The sequence below is a fragment of the Rhodococcus sp. NPDC057135 genome (assembly GCF_042670865.1).
GTDB lineage: Bacteria > Actinomycetota > Actinomycetes > Mycobacteriales > Mycobacteriaceae > Rhodococcus_F.
This window is the reverse complement of record NZ_JBHUUU010000003.1, coordinates 306,872-323,240: the sequence shown is the minus strand read 5'-3', so window position 1 is coordinate 323,240 and position 16,369 is coordinate 306,872. Positions and strand designations below refer to the sequence as shown.

Annotated in this window: 14 protein-coding genes; 1 reads left to right on the top strand and 13 read right to left on the bottom strand. The window is 61.4% G+C overall.

The features are described 5' to 3' along the window. Positions 1–143: 143 nt before the first annotated feature. From ACFT1A_RS06970 to cycA, 5 genes are all read right to left on the bottom strand, one after another. Entirely contained in the window at positions 144–1,184 is a 1,041-nt protein-coding gene (locus ACFT1A_RS06970) for an LLM class F420-dependent oxidoreductase (RefSeq protein WP_230814737.1), read from the bottom strand. 176 nt (positions 1,185–1,360) lie between these two features. Next, complete coding sequence (locus tag ACFT1A_RS06965) at positions 1,361–2,254, bottom strand: universal stress protein (RefSeq protein WP_020970378.1); 894 nt, start codon at positions 2,252–2,254, stop codon at positions 1,361–1,363. A 141-nt stretch (positions 2,255–2,395) separates the two neighbouring features. Beyond that, positions 2,396–3,901, bottom strand: a complete 1,506-nt coding sequence (locus ACFT1A_RS06960; protein WP_378446374.1) for a glutamate-cysteine ligase family protein — start codon at positions 3,899–3,901, stop codon at positions 2,396–2,398. 125 nt (positions 3,902–4,026) lie between these two features. After that, positions 4,027–4,797 carry a M23 family metallopeptidase gene (locus ACFT1A_RS06955; RefSeq protein WP_378446373.1) on the bottom strand — a complete coding sequence of 257 codons (771 nt, stop codon included), beginning with the start codon at positions 4,795–4,797 and terminating at the stop codon, positions 4,027–4,029. A gap of 122 nt (positions 4,798–4,919) precedes the next feature. Continuing rightward, positions 4,920–6,383, bottom strand: coding sequence for a D-serine/D-alanine/glycine transporter (cycA, locus tag ACFT1A_RS06950; RefSeq protein WP_230814383.1), 1,464 nt, complete (start codon positions 6,381–6,383; stop codon positions 4,920–4,922). Positions 6,384–6,525: 142 nt separating this feature from the next. Between cycA and ACFT1A_RS06945 the strand changes: the two genes are divergently transcribed. Then, a complete protein-coding gene (locus ACFT1A_RS06945; protein ID WP_378446372.1) occupies positions 6,526–7,242 on the top strand; it encodes an HAD family hydrolase in 717 nt (238 codons plus the stop codon). A gap of 4 nt (positions 7,243–7,246) precedes the next feature. Here ACFT1A_RS06945 and ACFT1A_RS06940 read toward each other — a convergent pair whose 3' ends face one another. The 8 genes from ACFT1A_RS06940 to eltD all read right to left on the bottom strand — a co-directional run bounded on the left by ACFT1A_RS06940 (position 7,247) and on the right by eltD (position 16,255). Then, the gene (locus ACFT1A_RS06940; RefSeq protein WP_378446371.1) at positions 7,247–7,726 is read right to left on the bottom strand and encodes a ribose-5-phosphate isomerase; all 480 of its coding nucleotides are present in this window, start codon (positions 7,724–7,726) and stop codon (positions 7,247–7,249) included. Beyond that, a complete protein-coding gene (locus tag ACFT1A_RS06935) occupies positions 7,719–9,467 on the bottom strand; it encodes a dihydroxyacetone kinase family protein (protein ID WP_378446370.1) in 1,749 nt (582 codons plus the stop codon). The genes ACFT1A_RS06940 and ACFT1A_RS06935 overlap by 8 nt, the downstream gene beginning before the upstream one ends. A 10-nt stretch (positions 9,468–9,477) precedes the next feature. Further along, entirely contained in the window at positions 9,478–10,626 is a 1,149-nt protein-coding gene (locus tag ACFT1A_RS06930) for an ABC transporter ATP-binding protein (protein WP_378446369.1), read from the bottom strand. Continuing rightward, complete coding sequence (locus ACFT1A_RS06925) at positions 10,623–11,798, bottom strand: ABC transporter ATP-binding protein (RefSeq protein ID WP_378446368.1); 1,176 nt, start codon at positions 11,796–11,798, stop codon at positions 10,623–10,625. Before ACFT1A_RS06925 ends, ACFT1A_RS06930 begins: the two co-directional genes overlap by 4 nt. Next, positions 11,798–12,664, bottom strand: a complete 867-nt coding sequence (locus ACFT1A_RS06920; protein ID WP_021345201.1) for a carbohydrate ABC transporter permease — start codon at positions 12,662–12,664, stop codon at positions 11,798–11,800. Before ACFT1A_RS06920 ends, ACFT1A_RS06925 begins: the two co-directional genes overlap by 1 nt. Positions 12,665–12,668: 4 nt before the next feature. Then, positions 12,669–13,634 carry a carbohydrate ABC transporter permease gene (locus tag ACFT1A_RS06915; RefSeq protein WP_166809424.1) on the bottom strand — a complete coding sequence of 322 codons (966 nt, stop codon included), beginning with the start codon at positions 13,632–13,634 and terminating at the stop codon, positions 12,669–12,671. Positions 13,635–13,671: 37 nt separating this feature from the next. After that, complete coding sequence (locus tag ACFT1A_RS06910; protein WP_378446545.1) at positions 13,672–15,051, bottom strand: ABC transporter substrate-binding protein; 1,380 nt, start codon at positions 15,049–15,051, stop codon at positions 13,672–13,674. A gap of 130 nt (positions 15,052–15,181) precedes the next feature. Further along, positions 15,182–16,255: an erythritol/L-threitol dehyrogenase gene (eltD, locus tag ACFT1A_RS06905; RefSeq protein ID WP_378446367.1), complete on the bottom strand. Its 1,074-nt coding sequence runs from the start codon at positions 16,253–16,255 to the stop codon at positions 15,182–15,184. Positions 16,256–16,369: the final 114 nt, after the last annotated feature.

Genomic DNA, 16,369 nt, shown 5'->3' with positions numbered 1-16,369 from the left:
CCTCTCTAACCACCCTCATCTTACTCACCTCACAAACCCACTAACACCCCCCCCCACTCACCGGTCCCGCTCCCCCACCAACCCCCCCCCCCCGCGTCGCTCCAACACTCCCCCGTCCTTAAAACCCCCCCCCCACGGCAGGGTCAGTCGCAAATCTTGCGGAACTTCTCGATCAGCTGGACACGGCCGTTGCGATCGGCAGCCAACGGCGTGACGTTGAGCGTCGTGACGCCCGCTTCGGCGAAGGCTGCGACGCGTTCCCTGACGTAGCTCTCGGGACCGATCAACGACACGGCACGAACCAGCTCGTCGGGGACTGCTGCTGCGGCTTCGTCCTTCTTGCCCGCGAGGTAGAGATCCTGGATCTTCTCGGCGGCCTCTTCGTAGCCGTAGCGCACCGCGAGATCGTTGTAGAAGTTCTTGCCCTTGGCGCCCATGCCGCCGATGTAGAGCGCAAGGCTCGGGCGTACCCAGTCGAGCATGTGGTCGACGTCGTCACCGATGGCGAGCGCCGGCGACGCGTATACCTGAAGCTCGCCGAGGCTCGGATCGCGCTTGGCCTTGCCCTTGGCGATCGGCTCGCCCCACACGCTGGCTGCCTTCTCCGGATGGAAGAAGATCGGCTCCCAGCCTTCGGCGATCTCGGCCGTCAGCTCGACGTTCTTGGGGCCGAGCGAAGCGATCAGGATCGGGATGCGCTCACGCACAGGATGATTGATCAGCTTGAGCGGCTTGCCCAGTCCGGTACCTTTCTCAGCGGGGAGCGGAACCTGGTAATACTTGCCCTGGTATTCGACCTTCTCGCGGCGCCACACCTTACGGCAGATCTCGACGACCTCACGGGTACGTCCCAGCGGAGCGTCGTACTTGACGCCGTGGAATCCCTCGATCACCTGCGGCCCGGAGGCGCCCAGTCCCATGACGAACCGGCCGTTGGAGACGAAGTCCAGGCCCGCTGCCGTCATCGCGGTCAACGAAGGCGTACGGGTGTAGATCTGAAAGATTCCCGAAGCGAGTTCGATTGTCGACGTCTTGGCCGCCAGGTAGCCGAGCTGGCTGACCGCGTCGAAGGAATACGCTTCCGGGACGAAAGCGATGTCCAGGCCCGCCTTCTCCAGGTCACCGACCTCTTCGACGGTTTCGGCGAACCCGCCGCTGTAGTTCAAACCCATACCGATACGCACGTTGTAACCCCAATCCTGACGATTGCTGCCGTGTGCGACGCGCACACGGGCAGTGGTACTCCCATCGAACACTTACTCACATCGAACACTACGGAACCTGAGTCCGCATTCATGTGACTACCCCGTTCATATTCGATGACCGAAATGAACGGGGTAGCGGGAGAACCTGAGGAGGGTCAGGATTCTTCGGGGCGAACCACCATGACGGGGCACTTGGCCGAAGCGATCAGGGTGTTGCTGGTCGAGCCGAGGAGCATGCCGCGGAATCCACCGCGACCACGGCTACCGACGACCACGAGCTGCGCTTTTGCCGACCAGTCCAGCAGTCGTCCACGTGGGTTGTCGAGGTAGACCTCGCGCCGGACCTTCACGTCCGGGTACTGCTCGGACCAACCTGCCAAGCTCTCGCTGAGAACGGCGTGCTCTTCCTCTTCGAGGGACTGCGGTGCAAGTGCAGCGGCCCTCGGGTCTTCGAATGCCGCACTGCCGAGGTCGCTCCACACGTGCAGCGCCACCAACTCGGCGCCGCGGAATGCCGCTTCCTCGAAAGCCGCACCGACGGCCTGGGCGCTCAATGCGCTGCCGTCGACGCCGACCACCACCGGCCCCTCCGAGGGCACCGCGCCGTCGCGGTCTCGAACGACGATCACCGGGCACTTGCCGTGACTGGCCACCCCGACCGCGGTATTGCCGAGCACTGCCGTTGCCGCCTTGCCTGATGCAGAAGCTCCGACAACTACGCGCCTCGCCTGTGCCGAACTCTCGATCAACCACTGAGTTGCACTGCCGATGGCGATTTCGGTGTGAACCTCGAGTTTCGGATCGATCTCACGGGCGAACTGCTCCGCCTCTGCCAAGATCGCTTTTCCGGCCTCCTCGACCCACTCGTACACCCCACCCGCGTCGACGTACGGTCCACCGAAACCGTACGGCGCGAAGTCGAGAGCGTGGATGATGTCGAGTCGCAATTCGCGCTGGGCGGCGATTTTCGCGGCCTCGCGGAGCGCGGTGGACGCAGTGTCCGAACCCTCGACTCCGACAACAACACTGTTATGTTCGCGTGAACTCATGTGCCCACCTTCCTGAAGAAGTAACCGAGCCACTTTCACTCTAACCATCCCACTTGTCCGGCTTTTTTGGGGTCGCCCCCTCTCGATTTCGGGGACTTAAGTCCCCGAAACTGTTGACGGATAGGAGAATTAGCAGAGCAATCAGGACCAGGTGTGAACAGGATCTCCCGTGCGCATGTTCTCCACGTAACCGCGGAGCATTCCGGTGAGCGCAGTCGAGCGGTCCGCGCCCGCGGCCTCCGCCCGCGCAACGTGCTCTCGCTGCCAGGCCGCACCGGTCTGCCGATTCATGCACCGCCCTTCGATGACGCCGAGGTACCGATCGCGGGCGGCGGCGGACAATCCGAAGTCCGCCAAACCCTCGTGCGCCAACGGCAGCAGCCTTCGCAATATCAACTCGTCGGCACCGACCCAGCCGATCTCCGGCCAGTACAGGGTCGCGTCCAGTCCGTATTTGGCGCCGATGTGCAAGTTCTCTTCCGCCGCATGAAAAGACATGTGCGACCACAGTGGCCGCTCCGCGTTCACCAGTGCCCGAACGGTTCCGTAGTAGAAGGCTGCATTGGCCATGATGTCGACGACGGTCGGCCCGGCCGGCAGCACACGATTCTCGATACGCAAGTGCGGCTTGCCATCCGAGCAGTCGTACACCGGTCGATTCCACCGGTAAACCGTGCCGTTGTGCATCTGAAGCTCGCTCAACTCCGGAATCTCGCCCGCCGCGAGCACTTCCAGTGGATCGGTGTCCGACACATCAGGCAGCAGGGCCGGAAAATACCGCGAGTTCTCCTCGAACAGGTCGAGCACCGAATGGATCCACCGCTCACCGAACCACACCCGCGGACGCACACCTTGGTTCTTCAGCTCGAAAGTTCGGGTGTCCGTGGCCTGTTCGAAGATCGGAATGCGTGATTCGTGCCAGAGTGCCTTGCCCGCCAGGAAAGGAGAATTGGCGGCCAACGCCACTTGCACTCCGGCCAGACACTGCGCGGCATTCCAGTGCGCGGCAAATTCTTCCGGCGCCACCCGCAGATGCAACTGCATGGACGTACACGCCGCCTCCGGCACCACCGAATTGGTATCGGCCCGAAGAAGTTCCACGTCGCCGCCAGGTAGCGCGACACCTTCGACGTCGAGTTCGATGTCCTCTCCTCGCGCGGCAAAAATCTGCTCGTTGAGCAATTCGTAGCGCGGGTTGGCGGTGATCCACTCTCGATCGAGATGCTCGAGCTGCAGTGTCGGCAGCATCCCGATCATCACCATCTCGGCGTCGTGCGCATGGATTCGCGCGTCTGCGACGTCGAGGGACGCCCGCAGTTTCTTTTCCAATTCGAAAGTCGCGTCACCGGTGAGAGGGCCGGGTTCGACGTTCATCTCGACGTTGAACTGTCCGAGTTCGGTTTGGAAAACCGCAGCGTCGTCTATGGATTCGAGTACTTCACGATTCGACATCGCAGGAGCCATGTCCCCGTTCACCAGGTTGAATTCGATCTCCATACCCAGCAGCGGCGCGGGCCTGTCGACGGCGTCCCGAAAGTCACCACCGTCGAGCATCTGCTTCATGGCGTCGACGCACGAGCGCACCTTCTTACGAAAGAGCCTGCGGTCGGCTCTGGTGAATTCTCTTGCCGTGACCTCTGCACCCATCGCGCGTTCCCCCTTCGACGATCAACGTCACTGAAGGCTATCCGGCCGGGGTCACCGACAAACGAGAACTGCGGTGGCACCAGGAAGAATTTCCCGGTACCACCGCAGTCCTACAAGAAGTTTTCTTACGAGTTGTCTACCCAGGTGACAGCCACACCGCGGGCCTGCAGCCACGCTGCCGGATCGACCTTTGCGCCGTTCTCGGCTACCTCGAAGTGCAGGTGGGGGCCGGTGGACTGGCCACGGTTACCCACGGTGGCGATCTGCTGGCCGGCGTTGACTCGCTGACCGACGTTGACCTGGTAGTCGTTGACGTGGCCGTACGTGGTGACGGTGCCGTCGTCGTGCTGGACACGGACCCACAGTCCGAAACCTGACGCCGGGCCGGCGTCGATGACCTGGCCGTCGGCTGCAGCCAGGATCGGCGTACCGATCGGGGCTGCGATGTCGAGACCGCCGTGGTGCGCTCCCCAGCGCGAACCGAAGGTGGAGGTCAGCGTTCCGGACACCGGCTGCACCGTGCGAGCGGACGTGCCGGGATTGATACCGGCGAGGAACTGCTGCGCCTGCGTGTTGAGGTCAGCTGCAAAATCGGGCAGCTCAGGAATGTCGAGAGCGGGAAGAGCTGCCAATTCAGCCGGAACGACAACGCCTTCGGGAAGCAGACCCTGCGGGAGTTCGAAGCCCGCGATGGTCTGTGTTGCCGGCGCCGCAGCAGCGGTTCCTGCACCCATCTGGCCTGCACCGACGAGGAGTGCACCGGTAGCCGCAGCTACGACGCCTGCCTTGACACCGGCACCAGGGCCAGACGACGCGGTGCGGTGGCGGCCGCTTGCTGCCTCGGGATCGATCTCGAAGACAACATCGTCATTGCCCGTGCGGTGGTGGTTTCCCACAGTGTGTACTCCGTCAGTCGTCGGCGTGCAGCGTCCTTCTGATGAAGCCCGCTCCTCTGTCTGCCGAAGAATGTAACAGTTTGATCAAGGCGGCCGCCACCGTTACCCGATCTTGACCAAAACTATTTTTCGCCGTTCTGTCGGCTGGCGTCCAGTTCTGACTTGAATGCGTCGTATCGTGCCCGGTGAGCGGGTCGGCGGCGGATGATCGCCCACGCGATACCCAGAACGACGAACCAGATCGGCGTGACGACAAGTGCCTGCAGGGTGTCGTCCTTGGTTGTCAGCGCCCAGAGGATGAAGACGAAGAACGCGAGCACGACCCAGCACATCACGATGCCGCCGGGCATCTTGAACTTCGACGCCTCGTGCAGGTGCGGACGACGCTTCCGGTACACCATGTAGCTCGCCAGGATGATCGTCCACACGAACATGAACAGCAGCGCCGAGATGGTCGTGACGACGGTGAAGGCCTCGATCACGGAGTCGCCCGAGAACAGCAGGATCAGCGACGCCAGCAGGAAGATGCACGAGAACATCAGGGCGTTCGCGGGGACCTTGCGTGAGTTCAGCTTGCCGAGAGCCCTCGGTGCGTCGCCTTCTTGTGCAAGCCCGAACACCATGCGCGAGGTGGAGTAAATACCCGAGTTCGCCGAAGATGCGGCGGAGGTCAGCACGACGAAGTTGATGACCGATGCAGCGATGCCGAGGCCGGCGAGTGTGAACATGGCGACGAACGGACTCTTGTCTGCGCTGATTTCACGCCACGGTGTCACCGCGATGATCACGGTCAGCGCAATGACGTAGAACAGCAGCACACGAATGGGGATGGAGTTGATGGCCTTCGGCAGGTTCTTCTCCGGGTCCTTCGCCTCGGCTGCTGTCGTGCCGACCAGTTCGATACCCACGAATGCGAACACCGCGATCTGGAAGCCGGCCACGAAGCCCATGAATCCGGTCGGGAACATGCCGCCGTCGTTCCAGAGATTGTCGATGCCGGAGGTGGCACCGTTCGGCGCCGTGAACCCGGAGACGACCATGACGATGCCGACGATGATCAGGCTGACGATGGCGATGATCTTGATCAGCGCGAACCAGAACTCGGTTTCACCGAAGGCCTTCACCGTCGGCAAGTTCAGGAGGAGTAGTGCCGCGATCGTCAGCAAAGCGGGAATCCACGCCGCGAGACCTGGCCACCAGTATTTGAAGTAGCCGGAAATCGCGATGACGTCAGCGATGCCGGTGACGATCCAACAGAACCAATACGTCCAGCCGGTGAAGAATCCCGCCCAGGGGCCCAGCAGATCGGCGGCGAAGTCCGAGAACGACTTGTACGCCATGTTCGAAAGCAGCAACTCGCCCATCGCACGCATGACGAAGAAGAGCATGAAGCCGATGATCATGTACACGAAGATCACGGAAGGCCCGGCGAGAGAGATCGTCTTGCCCGATCCCATGAAGAGTCCGGTGCCGATGGCCCCACCGATGGCGATCAGCTGGATATGCCGGTTGGACAGCTGACGTGAGAGGTGGGGGTCTTCGCCGGACGGCTTCGTCAAATCTGGTGTATTCGCGTGGTCGGACACGGAGGATCCCCCTCGTCGTTCGGTTCATCCGGGGCGTCGAAATCACGCCCGTCGGGGGAACCTCGGAAAATGTGCCCTCTCAAAGTACGCGTGCACTGGCTCACATCACGCATCGGAAAGCGGACGCCGATAACCTGTCGAGGTGAACACTGACAGCACGGCCCATCAAGACGGACATATCGCCGCGACGCTGTTCGATTTCTCCGGAACCCTCTTCCGTCTGGAAGAGAGCGACGATTGGAACGAGCACCTCGTCGATCACCGAGGTGATCCGCTCGACGTGCATGCTCAAGCCGAGCTGATGCGCCGGATGACCGCGCCGGTGGGTAGAACCGTCGAGATGGACGAAGCCGGGATCTACGCGTGGGAGAACCGCGACCGGGATCCGAAGTTGCATCGTCAGGCTTACCTCGACGTGTTGAGCAAGTCCGGAGTGCCCGATCCGGTTCGCGCCGAGGCTTTCTACGCCCTGCTGGTAGATCCGGACCAGTGGTCGCCGTACCCGGATACCGGCGAGGTCCTGAAGTCATTGTCGGAGAAGGGCATACGAACCGCGGTCCTGAGCAACATCGCATTCGACATCCGACCGGCGTTCGTCGACCGAGGCTGGGATGTCTGGGTCGACGAGTTCGTCCTCTCGTTCGAGGTGGGTGCCGTCAAACCGGAACCCGCAATCTTCGAATACGCACTGGCGCAACTCGATGTGGATGCGGCGCAGACATTGATGGTCGGCGACAGCGACGAGGCCGACGGCGCTGCCCGAGACATCGGTTGCCAGTTCGCGCTCGTCGATCCCCTGCCGACGACCGAACGCCCGCACGCACTACTCGACGCAGTCCGAAAGTTCGGCCTGCTCTGAGCGATCAGCAGTCGCGGGGCTTACCGGCAGTCTCGTATTCGCCGATCGCAGCGACCTTCTCGGCAGAAGCGCTCCGAGTGTCGAAGTGATAGCCCAACCACTCCTTCGCCAGTCGCCTGGCGAGTTCGAGTCCAACCACTCGCTGCCCGAAACACAAGACCTGTGCGTCGTTGCTGAGCACCGATCTCTCCACCGAGAAACTGTCGTGGGCAGTCACCGCGCGGATCCCCGGCACCTTGTTGGCACTGATAGCGACGCCCAACCCAGTTCCACACACGAGAAGCGCCCGGTCGGCTTTGCCCTCGGCCACCAACCTGGCGGCGGTGACAGCAACGTGCGGATACGCAGTGTGCTCGTCGTTTCCGACGCCGACATCGGTCACCACCTCCACGCGGTCGTCGACTTCGAGGTCGGCCTTGAGTGCCTGCTTGTACTCCAAGCCGGCGTCGTCGCAACCGACGACGATACGAAGTCGCTCAGCCATGATCGTGCTCCTTGCGTTCAGAGTTCGTGTTCAAGAAATCAGCGACGGTACGGACGCACATCGCCATCGATATCGCGCCGGCATCCGGGGTCCCGACGCTCCGTTCTGCCAGCGGCCGTGCTCGACCCACCAACGGGCGCAATTGCGCCGTGGCGTCGGCTGCGGTCTGGGCAACGACGGCGGCTTCGTCCCATGCCTTCGCTGTGGGGACCCCGTTTCCGACTGCGGCACTCAAGGTTTCCACGAACGGCCACAGAGCGTCGAGCATCGTCTTGTCGCCGGGTTTTGCGCCACCGAGCGCCACTATCGCGTCAAAGCCCGCCCGTACACCGTCAGCCAGGTCATGGGCGCCTGGTTGCCCTTTGTCACCCAGCCTGGTTCCCATCGCCGTGAGCGCGGCACCCCACAGCACGCCGGACGTCCCGCCTGCCTTTGCAGCCCAGGCTTCACCCGCTGCAGTCAGAACTCCTTGTGGACCGGCACCCTGCACGGCTGCGGCCTGCGCTGCCAGCGTCGCGTATTCGGTTCCCCGAACCATCCCGCGCCCGTGGTCTCCATCGCCCGCCACCGCATCGATGCGGCCCAGTTCTTCTTCGTTGACCGCCATCACCCGAGCGAGAGCCTCGATCACCGTCGCCACAGTTTCTCCGCACAGCCGTCCCTGGTCGTCGCCCGCAGCGCTCACACCGGACGTCTCTTGCACCGAAGTGGTCGTACGACGCTCCCCCGATCGTGTTGCCACACCGAATGTTCCGCGCCGAAATGCCGGAGTGTCCGCCGCCGCCGTCCAGAACGTTTCGAGTTCCTCGTCCAGCCACATGAGCGTCAGCGAACAACCGGCCATGTCCAGACTGGTCACCAACTCTCCGACCTCTGGCGAGACAATCGTGTATCCGGCCTCCCGCAACAGCTTCGACGCGGTTCCCCAGACCACGAACAGTTCCTCGTACTTGGTGCGCCCGAGCCCGTTGAGGATCGCACCGACACGTGTCCCGGTACCGTCCGGTCGTTCGGCAAGCACGCCGTCGACCAATAGTCGCGCCAGTTCTGCGGCACTGGGCATCTCGTGCGCGGATACACCCGGTTCTCCGTGAATTCCCAGCCCCAGATCCATCATTCCGGTTTCCACCGTGAACAGTGGGTGATCGGCGCCCGGCAGGGTGCATCCGTCGAAAGCAACACCGAGTGTCCGAGTGTTGTCGTTCGCCGTGCGACCTACTCGCTGCACCTCGTCGAGGTCATAGCCTGCTTCCGCAGCAGCCGACGCGATCTTGAATACCGTGAAATCACCGGCGATTCCCCGCCGCTTCGTGATGTCCTCCGCCGAAGCACTCGCAATATCGTCGGTGACCGGCAGGTAGCGAGCGTCGATTCCCTCGTGCGCCAAAGCTTTCACTGCGAGCGAGAAGTTCATCACGTCACCCGCGTAATTTCCGGTGGTCAGAAGCACCCCGGCACCGCTGTCGACAGTGCGAGCGACGGAGGCCGCCTCCGCCGCGGAGGGAGACGTGAAGATATTTCCCACCACTGCACCGTCGGCGAACCCCGGCCCGACGACACCACAGAACGCGGGATAGTGACCGGAACCGCCACCTACGACGACCGCAACCTTGCCCGGTCGTGTCTCCTGGGCTCGTACTACACCGCCTGGCACACCGACAACATAGTCGGAGTTGGCGTCGAGGAAACCCTCGAGCATGTCTTCCGTAAATGTCGCGGGATCGTTGAATAGCCGAGTCATGAAAATACCTCTAACGCAGTCGATTTCCGGTTTCGGGGTCGAACAGATAGACACGTTCAGGAAGAGCAGTCGCAGCGCACTCGTCGCCTGCCGCAAACCTCTCGTGGGCCGGCGTCTGAACCATCAGCGTCGAACCCGAGCCAGTCGACTCGGTCCCCGCTGCGTTCACCTGTACCAAACCGAACTCCATCAGGTGCTCGAAATGCTTCACGTGCACCGTGATCTGCCGATGCGCGGCAGGCCCCGGCACCATAGTCATGTCTTGGGGTCGAACTCCGACCCGAACCGACTGACCCTCAACGACATTGCGTGTCGAGACCGGTAAGGTACCAGCCGAGCCTATGGCAACAACCGCAGATCCGTTCTCGAGCCGCACAATTCCGTCGAACATGTTGATCTGCGGTTCACCCACGAACTCCGCCACGAAGATGTTGGCCGGATCGTCGAACACCTCGTCAGGAGTGCCGTACTGCTGGATGATGCCACCGTCCATCACCGCAAGCCGGTCGGCCAAGCTCAGCGCTTCGACCTGGTCGTGGGTGACCACGATTGTGGTGTAGCCGAATTCGCGTTGCAGCATCTTCAGTTCACGCCGAACCCGTTGCCGCGCCGACGCGTCGAGGTGCGAGAGCGGTTCGTCGAGGAGCAGAACCGGCGGGTTGCGCACAAGGGCCCGAGCGAGTGCAACTCGCTGCTTCTGTCCGCTCGACAATCCTGCCGGACGCAAGTCGAGTAGGTCCTCCATCTCCAGACGACGGGCAATGGTGGACACCAGTTCGTCTGCGCCCGCTACTTTTCGGGCTTTCAATCCGTACGAGAGGTTGTCGCGTACCGAGAGCGGCGGATACAAAGCGTAGCTCTCGAATCCCACCCCGACTCCTCGTTTTCCGGGTGCCAGCTGACTGATCTTCCGGTCACCGATCAAGATCTCACCGCTCGAGACGGTCTCCAGGCCGGCGATCATCCGAAGGGTTGTCGTCTTGCCGCATCCCGAAGGACCGAGCAGTGCGACCAACTCACCCGGTTCGATGTGTAGGTCGATTCCTTTGACCGCATGGAATGTTGCCCGCCCGCGTGAAGAGTAAGTCTTCTCCAGGTTGTCCAGGGTGAGTGATTGCGCGACCTTCGTGGCGCGACGGCTATCGGCGGTAGTGGTCATCGCCTGTCCTCCTGTGCTGCGTGGGTCGTTACACTGTCGCCGGTCCTGCCGGCACCGGCGATCGCGTTGCCGAGTCGTCGACTGTCCGTCCCCTCGGGCGCTCCCTCGAACAGGTGAATGTTCTGGCAAGCCACTTCCACAACGACCTCGGCACCTTCGACCGCGAGCGAACCCCCCGACGACAGACCGATCATCGTGACCCCGCTGCCGAGATCAATCGAGAGTTCGACATTGCGGCCGAGGCGCTCCACCAGTTGGATCCGGCCGCGTACGGCCACCAAGCCTGGGGTCCGCGAGAAATCTGCCCGAATCTCGATGTCACACGGTCGGATACCGATTCGAGCGCCGGCCGACGTAGATATCGTGATGTCCGACGGAATCACGACCTCCAGGTCGGTTCCGGGCACCCGGAGCGCTGCCCCGTCGACTACTGCCTCGAACACGTTGATCTCGGGTTGGCCGAGCGAGCGCGCCACGAAGGTGTCAGCGGGCGCATGCCAGATGTTCGCCGGCGTGTCGATCTGGACCAGCCGCCCCTCCCTCAGGATCGCGATTCGATCACCCAACGCCAGTGCTTCTTGATAGTCGTGTGTCACGTATACCGTTGTGGTGTTGGACATCTGACCGAGTTGGCGCAATTCGGCACGCATCGCCGCCCGTAGTTTGGCATCGAGATGTGAGAGCGGTTCGTCGAGAAGGTACACGTCGGCCGGCCGTACCAACACTCGCCCGAGAGCAACTCGCTGCCGCTGCCCGTTCGAGAGTTCCCGTGGAAATCGCTCGAGAAGGTGGTTGATTCCCAAGGTCTTGGTGACGGTGTCGATACGGCGCTTCTGCTCGTCCTCCGAGTATTTTCCGGTTCGACCGGACTTGAGTGGTGACGCCAGATTCTCGGACACTGTCTTTTGCGGGTACAGCGCGTAACTCTCGAAGGCCATGGCGACGTTACGGTGGTATGGCTCGACGAGCGTCATGTTCACTCCCCCGATGTCGACCGTGCCGTCGTCGACTTCGACGAGTCCGGCTATCGACTTGAGCGTCGTGGTCTTGCCTGCGCCCGAAGGTCCCAGAATGACGAGGAATTCACCGTCTGCCACGTCGAGGTCGATGCCGTCGATGCCCACGGTCTTTCCGTAGTGTTTGGTCAATGCTTTGACAGTAAGTGCGACCATCAGGATTTCACCGCCCCGAACGACAGTCCGCGGACAAGGTATCGCTGGATCGTCAACGCCAGAATCAGCGGTGGTAGAGCAGCGATCACCGCAGCCGCAGCTGTCAGATTGTAGTAGGCCTGTCCGCCACCACCGAGGAACTTGGTCACTGCGACGGTGACTGTTCCGGCGTTGCTGTCGGCGAGGATGAGAGGGAAAACGTAGTTGTTCCACGCGAAGATGAACGAAAGTAGTGCTGCTGCGGCAATTCCCGGACGAACAAGTGGAAGCGCCACCATGACGAAGGCGCGCTTGCGCGTGTACCCGTCCAGGAGAGCCGCCTGTTCGAGATCTTCAGGCAGATCTTCGAAATACGAGCGCAAGATCCAGACCACCAGAGGCATCGTCACCAGTTGAAGAACCCACACCATCCCGAGTTTGGTGTCGAACAACCCGATCTGGTTGTAGATGACGAACAGCGGGACGATCACCATCAGCTCCGGCGCAAAGCGGAAGGAAAGCATGTTGAACATCAGATCGTTGGATCCCTTGTACTTCCAACGTCCGGCAGCATACGCAGCCGGAATGCCGATGGCCAACGAAACCAGAACAGCACCACCACAATTGATCAGGCTGGTCAGCAGAGCCGACTTGAAGTCGACACTCGTCAGATCCGTGCCCTTCTGACTCAGCACGGTTCCGAAGTTCTCGAACGTGGGACTGAACTTGAAATATGTGGTGGTCTGCTCGGCCGGAGTTTTCAGCGCCAGCAGAAACATCCACAGGATGGGAAAGAGCGAGAAGACGAACCACACGACCAACACGATGTCCGCGGCTACGGCTCCCACCGTGAACCTCTTCTGGCCTGGCATCAATTCACTGGCCATGACTTTACGACTCCGCTCCGGCAGCACGACGCTGCGCCTTGCCCAACACGCTCACCAGATAGCGCGCGGTGACGAACACGATGATCCACAGCAAGAACATGTATGTGCTGCCGCGGGAGTAGTCGAGATTGATGATCGAATCCTCGAACGCACCGATCTGGAGCGTTCGGGTGGACAGTCCTGGTCCACCCGCAGTCAGGACGTACACCGCGTCGAACACTTTGAGGTTGTCCATGAATCGGAAGATCACGGCGACCAGGATGTAGGGCCACAACATGGGCAGCATGAGCCGGCGGAACATGTAGAACCAACTGGCACCGTCTACCTCGGACGCTTCGAACGGCTCCTTCGGTAAAGAACGCATGCCGGCGAGAACAAGAATCGCCACGAAGGGAGTGAAGATCCACAGGTCCACCAGAATGACGGACCACAGGGCGTTCTGACTGCTCAACCAGTCGAATGTGTTACCCAGCCCCAGAACGTGATTCAGAATTCCGAACTGCGGGTTGAACATCAGCTTCCAGATCACGCCGGCGATGACCGGTGCGATCATCAGCGGAAGGATCAGCACCTTCTCGAAGATCTTCCCGATCAAGCTCGAACGGTTGAGCAATAACGCGATGCCGACACCGATCACCGTCTCGACCGCCGTGGCGACAATCGCGAAGACTCCGGTCACACGCACGCTGGTCCAGAAGCTCGAGTCGCCCAGGACACTCGCGAAGTTCTTGAACCACACGAACTGCGGATCCGGGTTCACTGCCGCGTAATTCAAGAATGAGTAGTACGCGCCGATCACAAACGGATAGAGAATCCCGACAACGATCACCACAGCCGGAATCGAGAGGATGTACGGGCGCAACTTGCGTCGCCACATCGGCACTTCGGGAGGTTCGACGTTGCGGGGCGGTGCGCCTGCCGGTTTCGCGGAGTGAGCCTCCGACGGCGGACGGGTGGATTGGGTAGTCACTTTTCCTTACTCCCTTGCTCCGGTGATCCGCCGCGGATCAGAGGTTTACCTTGGATGTGTTGGTCTTGGCGAGCGAGGACAGCGCCGATTTCGCGTCCTTGCCTCCGTAGATGTCCTGCAGCGCGACAGCCCAGTCCTCGGTGGTGTCGAAGAACTTCTTCTGAGGAGTGAACTGGATCTTGGAACTGCTGATCACCGTCTCGAACGTTTCGAGATAGCCCGGCATACCGTCGCCGACTTCCTGTTTGAAAGTTTCGTCGAACACGGACTTGCGCACGGGGTTCGCGAAGATACCTGATTTGACCGCGTCGTTGAGAGTTCCCTTACTGGTGGCCCACTGCAGGAAAAGCCAGGCCGCATGCTTTTTCTCGGAACGCGCATTCATGGCCAACGACCACGTCCACAGGTTGGTCGCGTAACTCCCGTCCGGGCCCGCCGGACCTGGGTACCAAGCGAGGTTACCCGCTTCGCGACTGGCTCCGGGCTTGTTCTTCGGGTACGTCGCACTGTCCGCGTCGTAGACCATCATTGCCTTGCCGTCACCGAGATCGCCTGTTGCCTGCGGATAGTCGTACGTTGTCCACGAGGTCGGTCCGGCAGCGTGCATCATGTCGATCCACTTCTCGGTGAAGGCGACAGCCTTGTCCGAGTCCATCGTCGCCACCAACTCGCCACCCCGAAATTCGTAGTCCTTCGCACCCTCGCGGGTGAACTGCGTCATGAACCCCGGGTGAATCGTCGCCCAGGACTTCGAGCCTCGTGTGGCGATTCCGTAGACGTTCTCACTTCGATCCGTGAGATCCGTTGCAAGTTGGATCAATCCGTCGAATGTGTCGGGCAGCGTAATGCCCTTGTCGTCGAAGACCCTCTTGTTGTACGTGACGACGTTGTTCTCGAATCCGAGCGGCAGTGCCCATTGCCCACCGGTTCCGAGTGGAGACCCCAACTCGAAATCCCATCGCGTGGAGGTACGCAACCCCTCGTAGATGTCCTCGAAGTCGTACTCGTCGCTGGTGGCCGATGTGTTCTCGAGCCACGGCTGCAGATCCTCGAGCCAGGCCGGCGGCCCGTACTGCCAGATGAAGTACGCACCGAGCATGAACACGTCGTGCTTGCCGGTACCACCGGCAAGTTCGGTGTTGAGCTTGGTGAAATAGTCGGCCTCCGGCACCAGATCGGCTTTGACTGTAATACCGGTCAATTCGGTGAAATCAGCGAGCAGGGGCTGCAACGCCTGCTGATACGGGTGCGGGGTTTGCAGGATGTTTATGCTCGTACCTTCGAGCGCCCGCCAATTGAAACCGCCTGTCACCTCCGACGCTCCGTTGGTCGGCTTCTCACCGCCACCGACACCACAGGCGGAAAGTATGGGCACGCTCGCGGCAGCCATCCCCGCGATACCGAACGCCCGCAGCATCTCTCGACGCGAGAGCTGTGGACCACCGCTGAATGGGACGCGGGGTGTGAAACGACTCATGTTGATTCTCCGCTGAATGGATGGGTGGGGATCTCGAACGACCTGCGGCACAGGTCGAGTGTGCGAACCGTCAGGGAATGAGTGAAACCTTCACGGACTCGGTGCCACTGGCCACCAGATCGAGTCCCTGCTGGAAGTCTTCCAACGGAAGCTGATGCGTGCAGATCTTGTCCATCGGCAGCAGGCCTGACTCGATCATCCGGATTGCGGCCGGCCAACAGTCGGGCCCCAGGTGCGCCCCGAGTACGTCAAGTTCCTTGTCGTCGCTGATGATGCTCCAGTCGACGCTGACGTCGTCTTTGAACACCCCGTATTCGACGTAGGTGCCGAGCTTGCGCAAGATGTTGAGGCCCTGGGGAACTGCAGACGGATGGCCTGTCCCCTCAAGATAGACATCGGCTCCATAACCATCGGTGAGATCTTTGACGATCTGCACGGCATCTTCGTCGGCGATGTTGATCACGATGTCGGCTCCGCACAGTTTGGCGAGCTCGAGCTTTTCCGGTGCCATGTCGAGAGCGATCACGTGCGCCGGGCTTTTTGCCCGCGCACCGGCAACCATCCCCAGCCCGATCGGCCCGCAGCCCGCAACGACGACAACGTCGTCAAAGGTGATTCCAGCCCGTTCCACGGCGTGCAGTGAGCACGACAGCGGCTCTGCAAACGCAGCATGTGCTGCCGGCAGATCCTTGGATACCTTGTGCACCAAAGCTTCCACTGGATAGACCATGAATTCGGCCATCGCGCCAGGGGTGACTCGCTTGAATCCGTACAGGTTGTGCGGCTGGCACATGTGATACTGCCCGCGCTTGCAGTAACGGCATTCCCAACACGGAACGATTTGTTCGGAGACCACACGATCGCCCACCTGAATCCCCCAGCGCTTCGACCCTTCCGCATCGATCGAGACAACCTCACCGACAAATTCGTGCCCCGGAATGACCTCGGTCTCGGCCCAGGCCGGACGGTTTTCGTCGCCCCAGAATTTTGCTGCACCGTGATAGCACTTCAGGTCGCTCGCACAGATTCCGACTGCTTCGACCCGAACCAGCGCTTCACCAGGGCCCGGTACAGGCTTCGGCACTTCTTCGAGTCGATAGTCGCGCGGACCGTGGCAGATGACCGCCTTCATCGTCTCGGACATCTTTGTCTCCTCTGGGGATCAGGTCTGGATGGGGCGCAAAGCGCTGGTCCAGTAGCTGCTCGTGAACACAATTTCATGTGTCGGCGGTCACAGTATCGGATCGGATTACATATG

Bases quoted from the DNA above. Each gene is read 5' to 3' on its own strand.
- ACFT1A_RS06935 (WP_378446370.1), bottom strand. From the start codon at position 9,467: ATGACTCGGCTATTCAACGATCCCGCGACATTTACGGAAGACATGCTC.
- ACFT1A_RS06920 (WP_021345201.1), bottom strand. From the start codon at position 12,664: ATGGCCAGTGAATTGATGCCAGGCCAGAAGAGGTTCACGGTGGGAGCC.
- ACFT1A_RS06965 (WP_020970378.1), bottom strand. From the start codon at position 2,254: ATGAGTTCACGCGAACATAACAGTGTTGTTGTCGGAGTCGAGGGTTCG.
- ACFT1A_RS06960 (WP_378446374.1), bottom strand. From the start codon at position 3,901: ATGGGTGCAGAGGTCACGGCAAGAGAATTCACCAGAGCCGACCGCAGG.
- ACFT1A_RS06930 (WP_378446369.1), bottom strand. From the start codon at position 10,626: ATGACCACTACCGCCGATAGCCGTCGCGCCACGAAGGTCGCGCAATCA.
- ACFT1A_RS06925 (WP_378446368.1), bottom strand. From the start codon at position 11,798: ATGGTCGCACTTACTGTCAAAGCATTGACCAAACACTACGGAAAGACC.
- eltD (WP_378446367.1), bottom strand. From the start codon at position 16,255: ATGTCCGAGACGATGAAGGCGGTCATCTGCCACGGTCCGCGCGACTAT.
- ACFT1A_RS06940 (WP_378446371.1), bottom strand. From the start codon at position 7,726: ATGGCTGAGCGACTTCGTATCGTCGTCGGTTGCGACGACGCCGGCTTG.
- ACFT1A_RS06910 (WP_378446545.1), bottom strand. From the start codon at position 15,051: ATGCTGCGGGCGTTCGGTATCGCGGGGATGGCTGCCGCGAGCGTGCCC.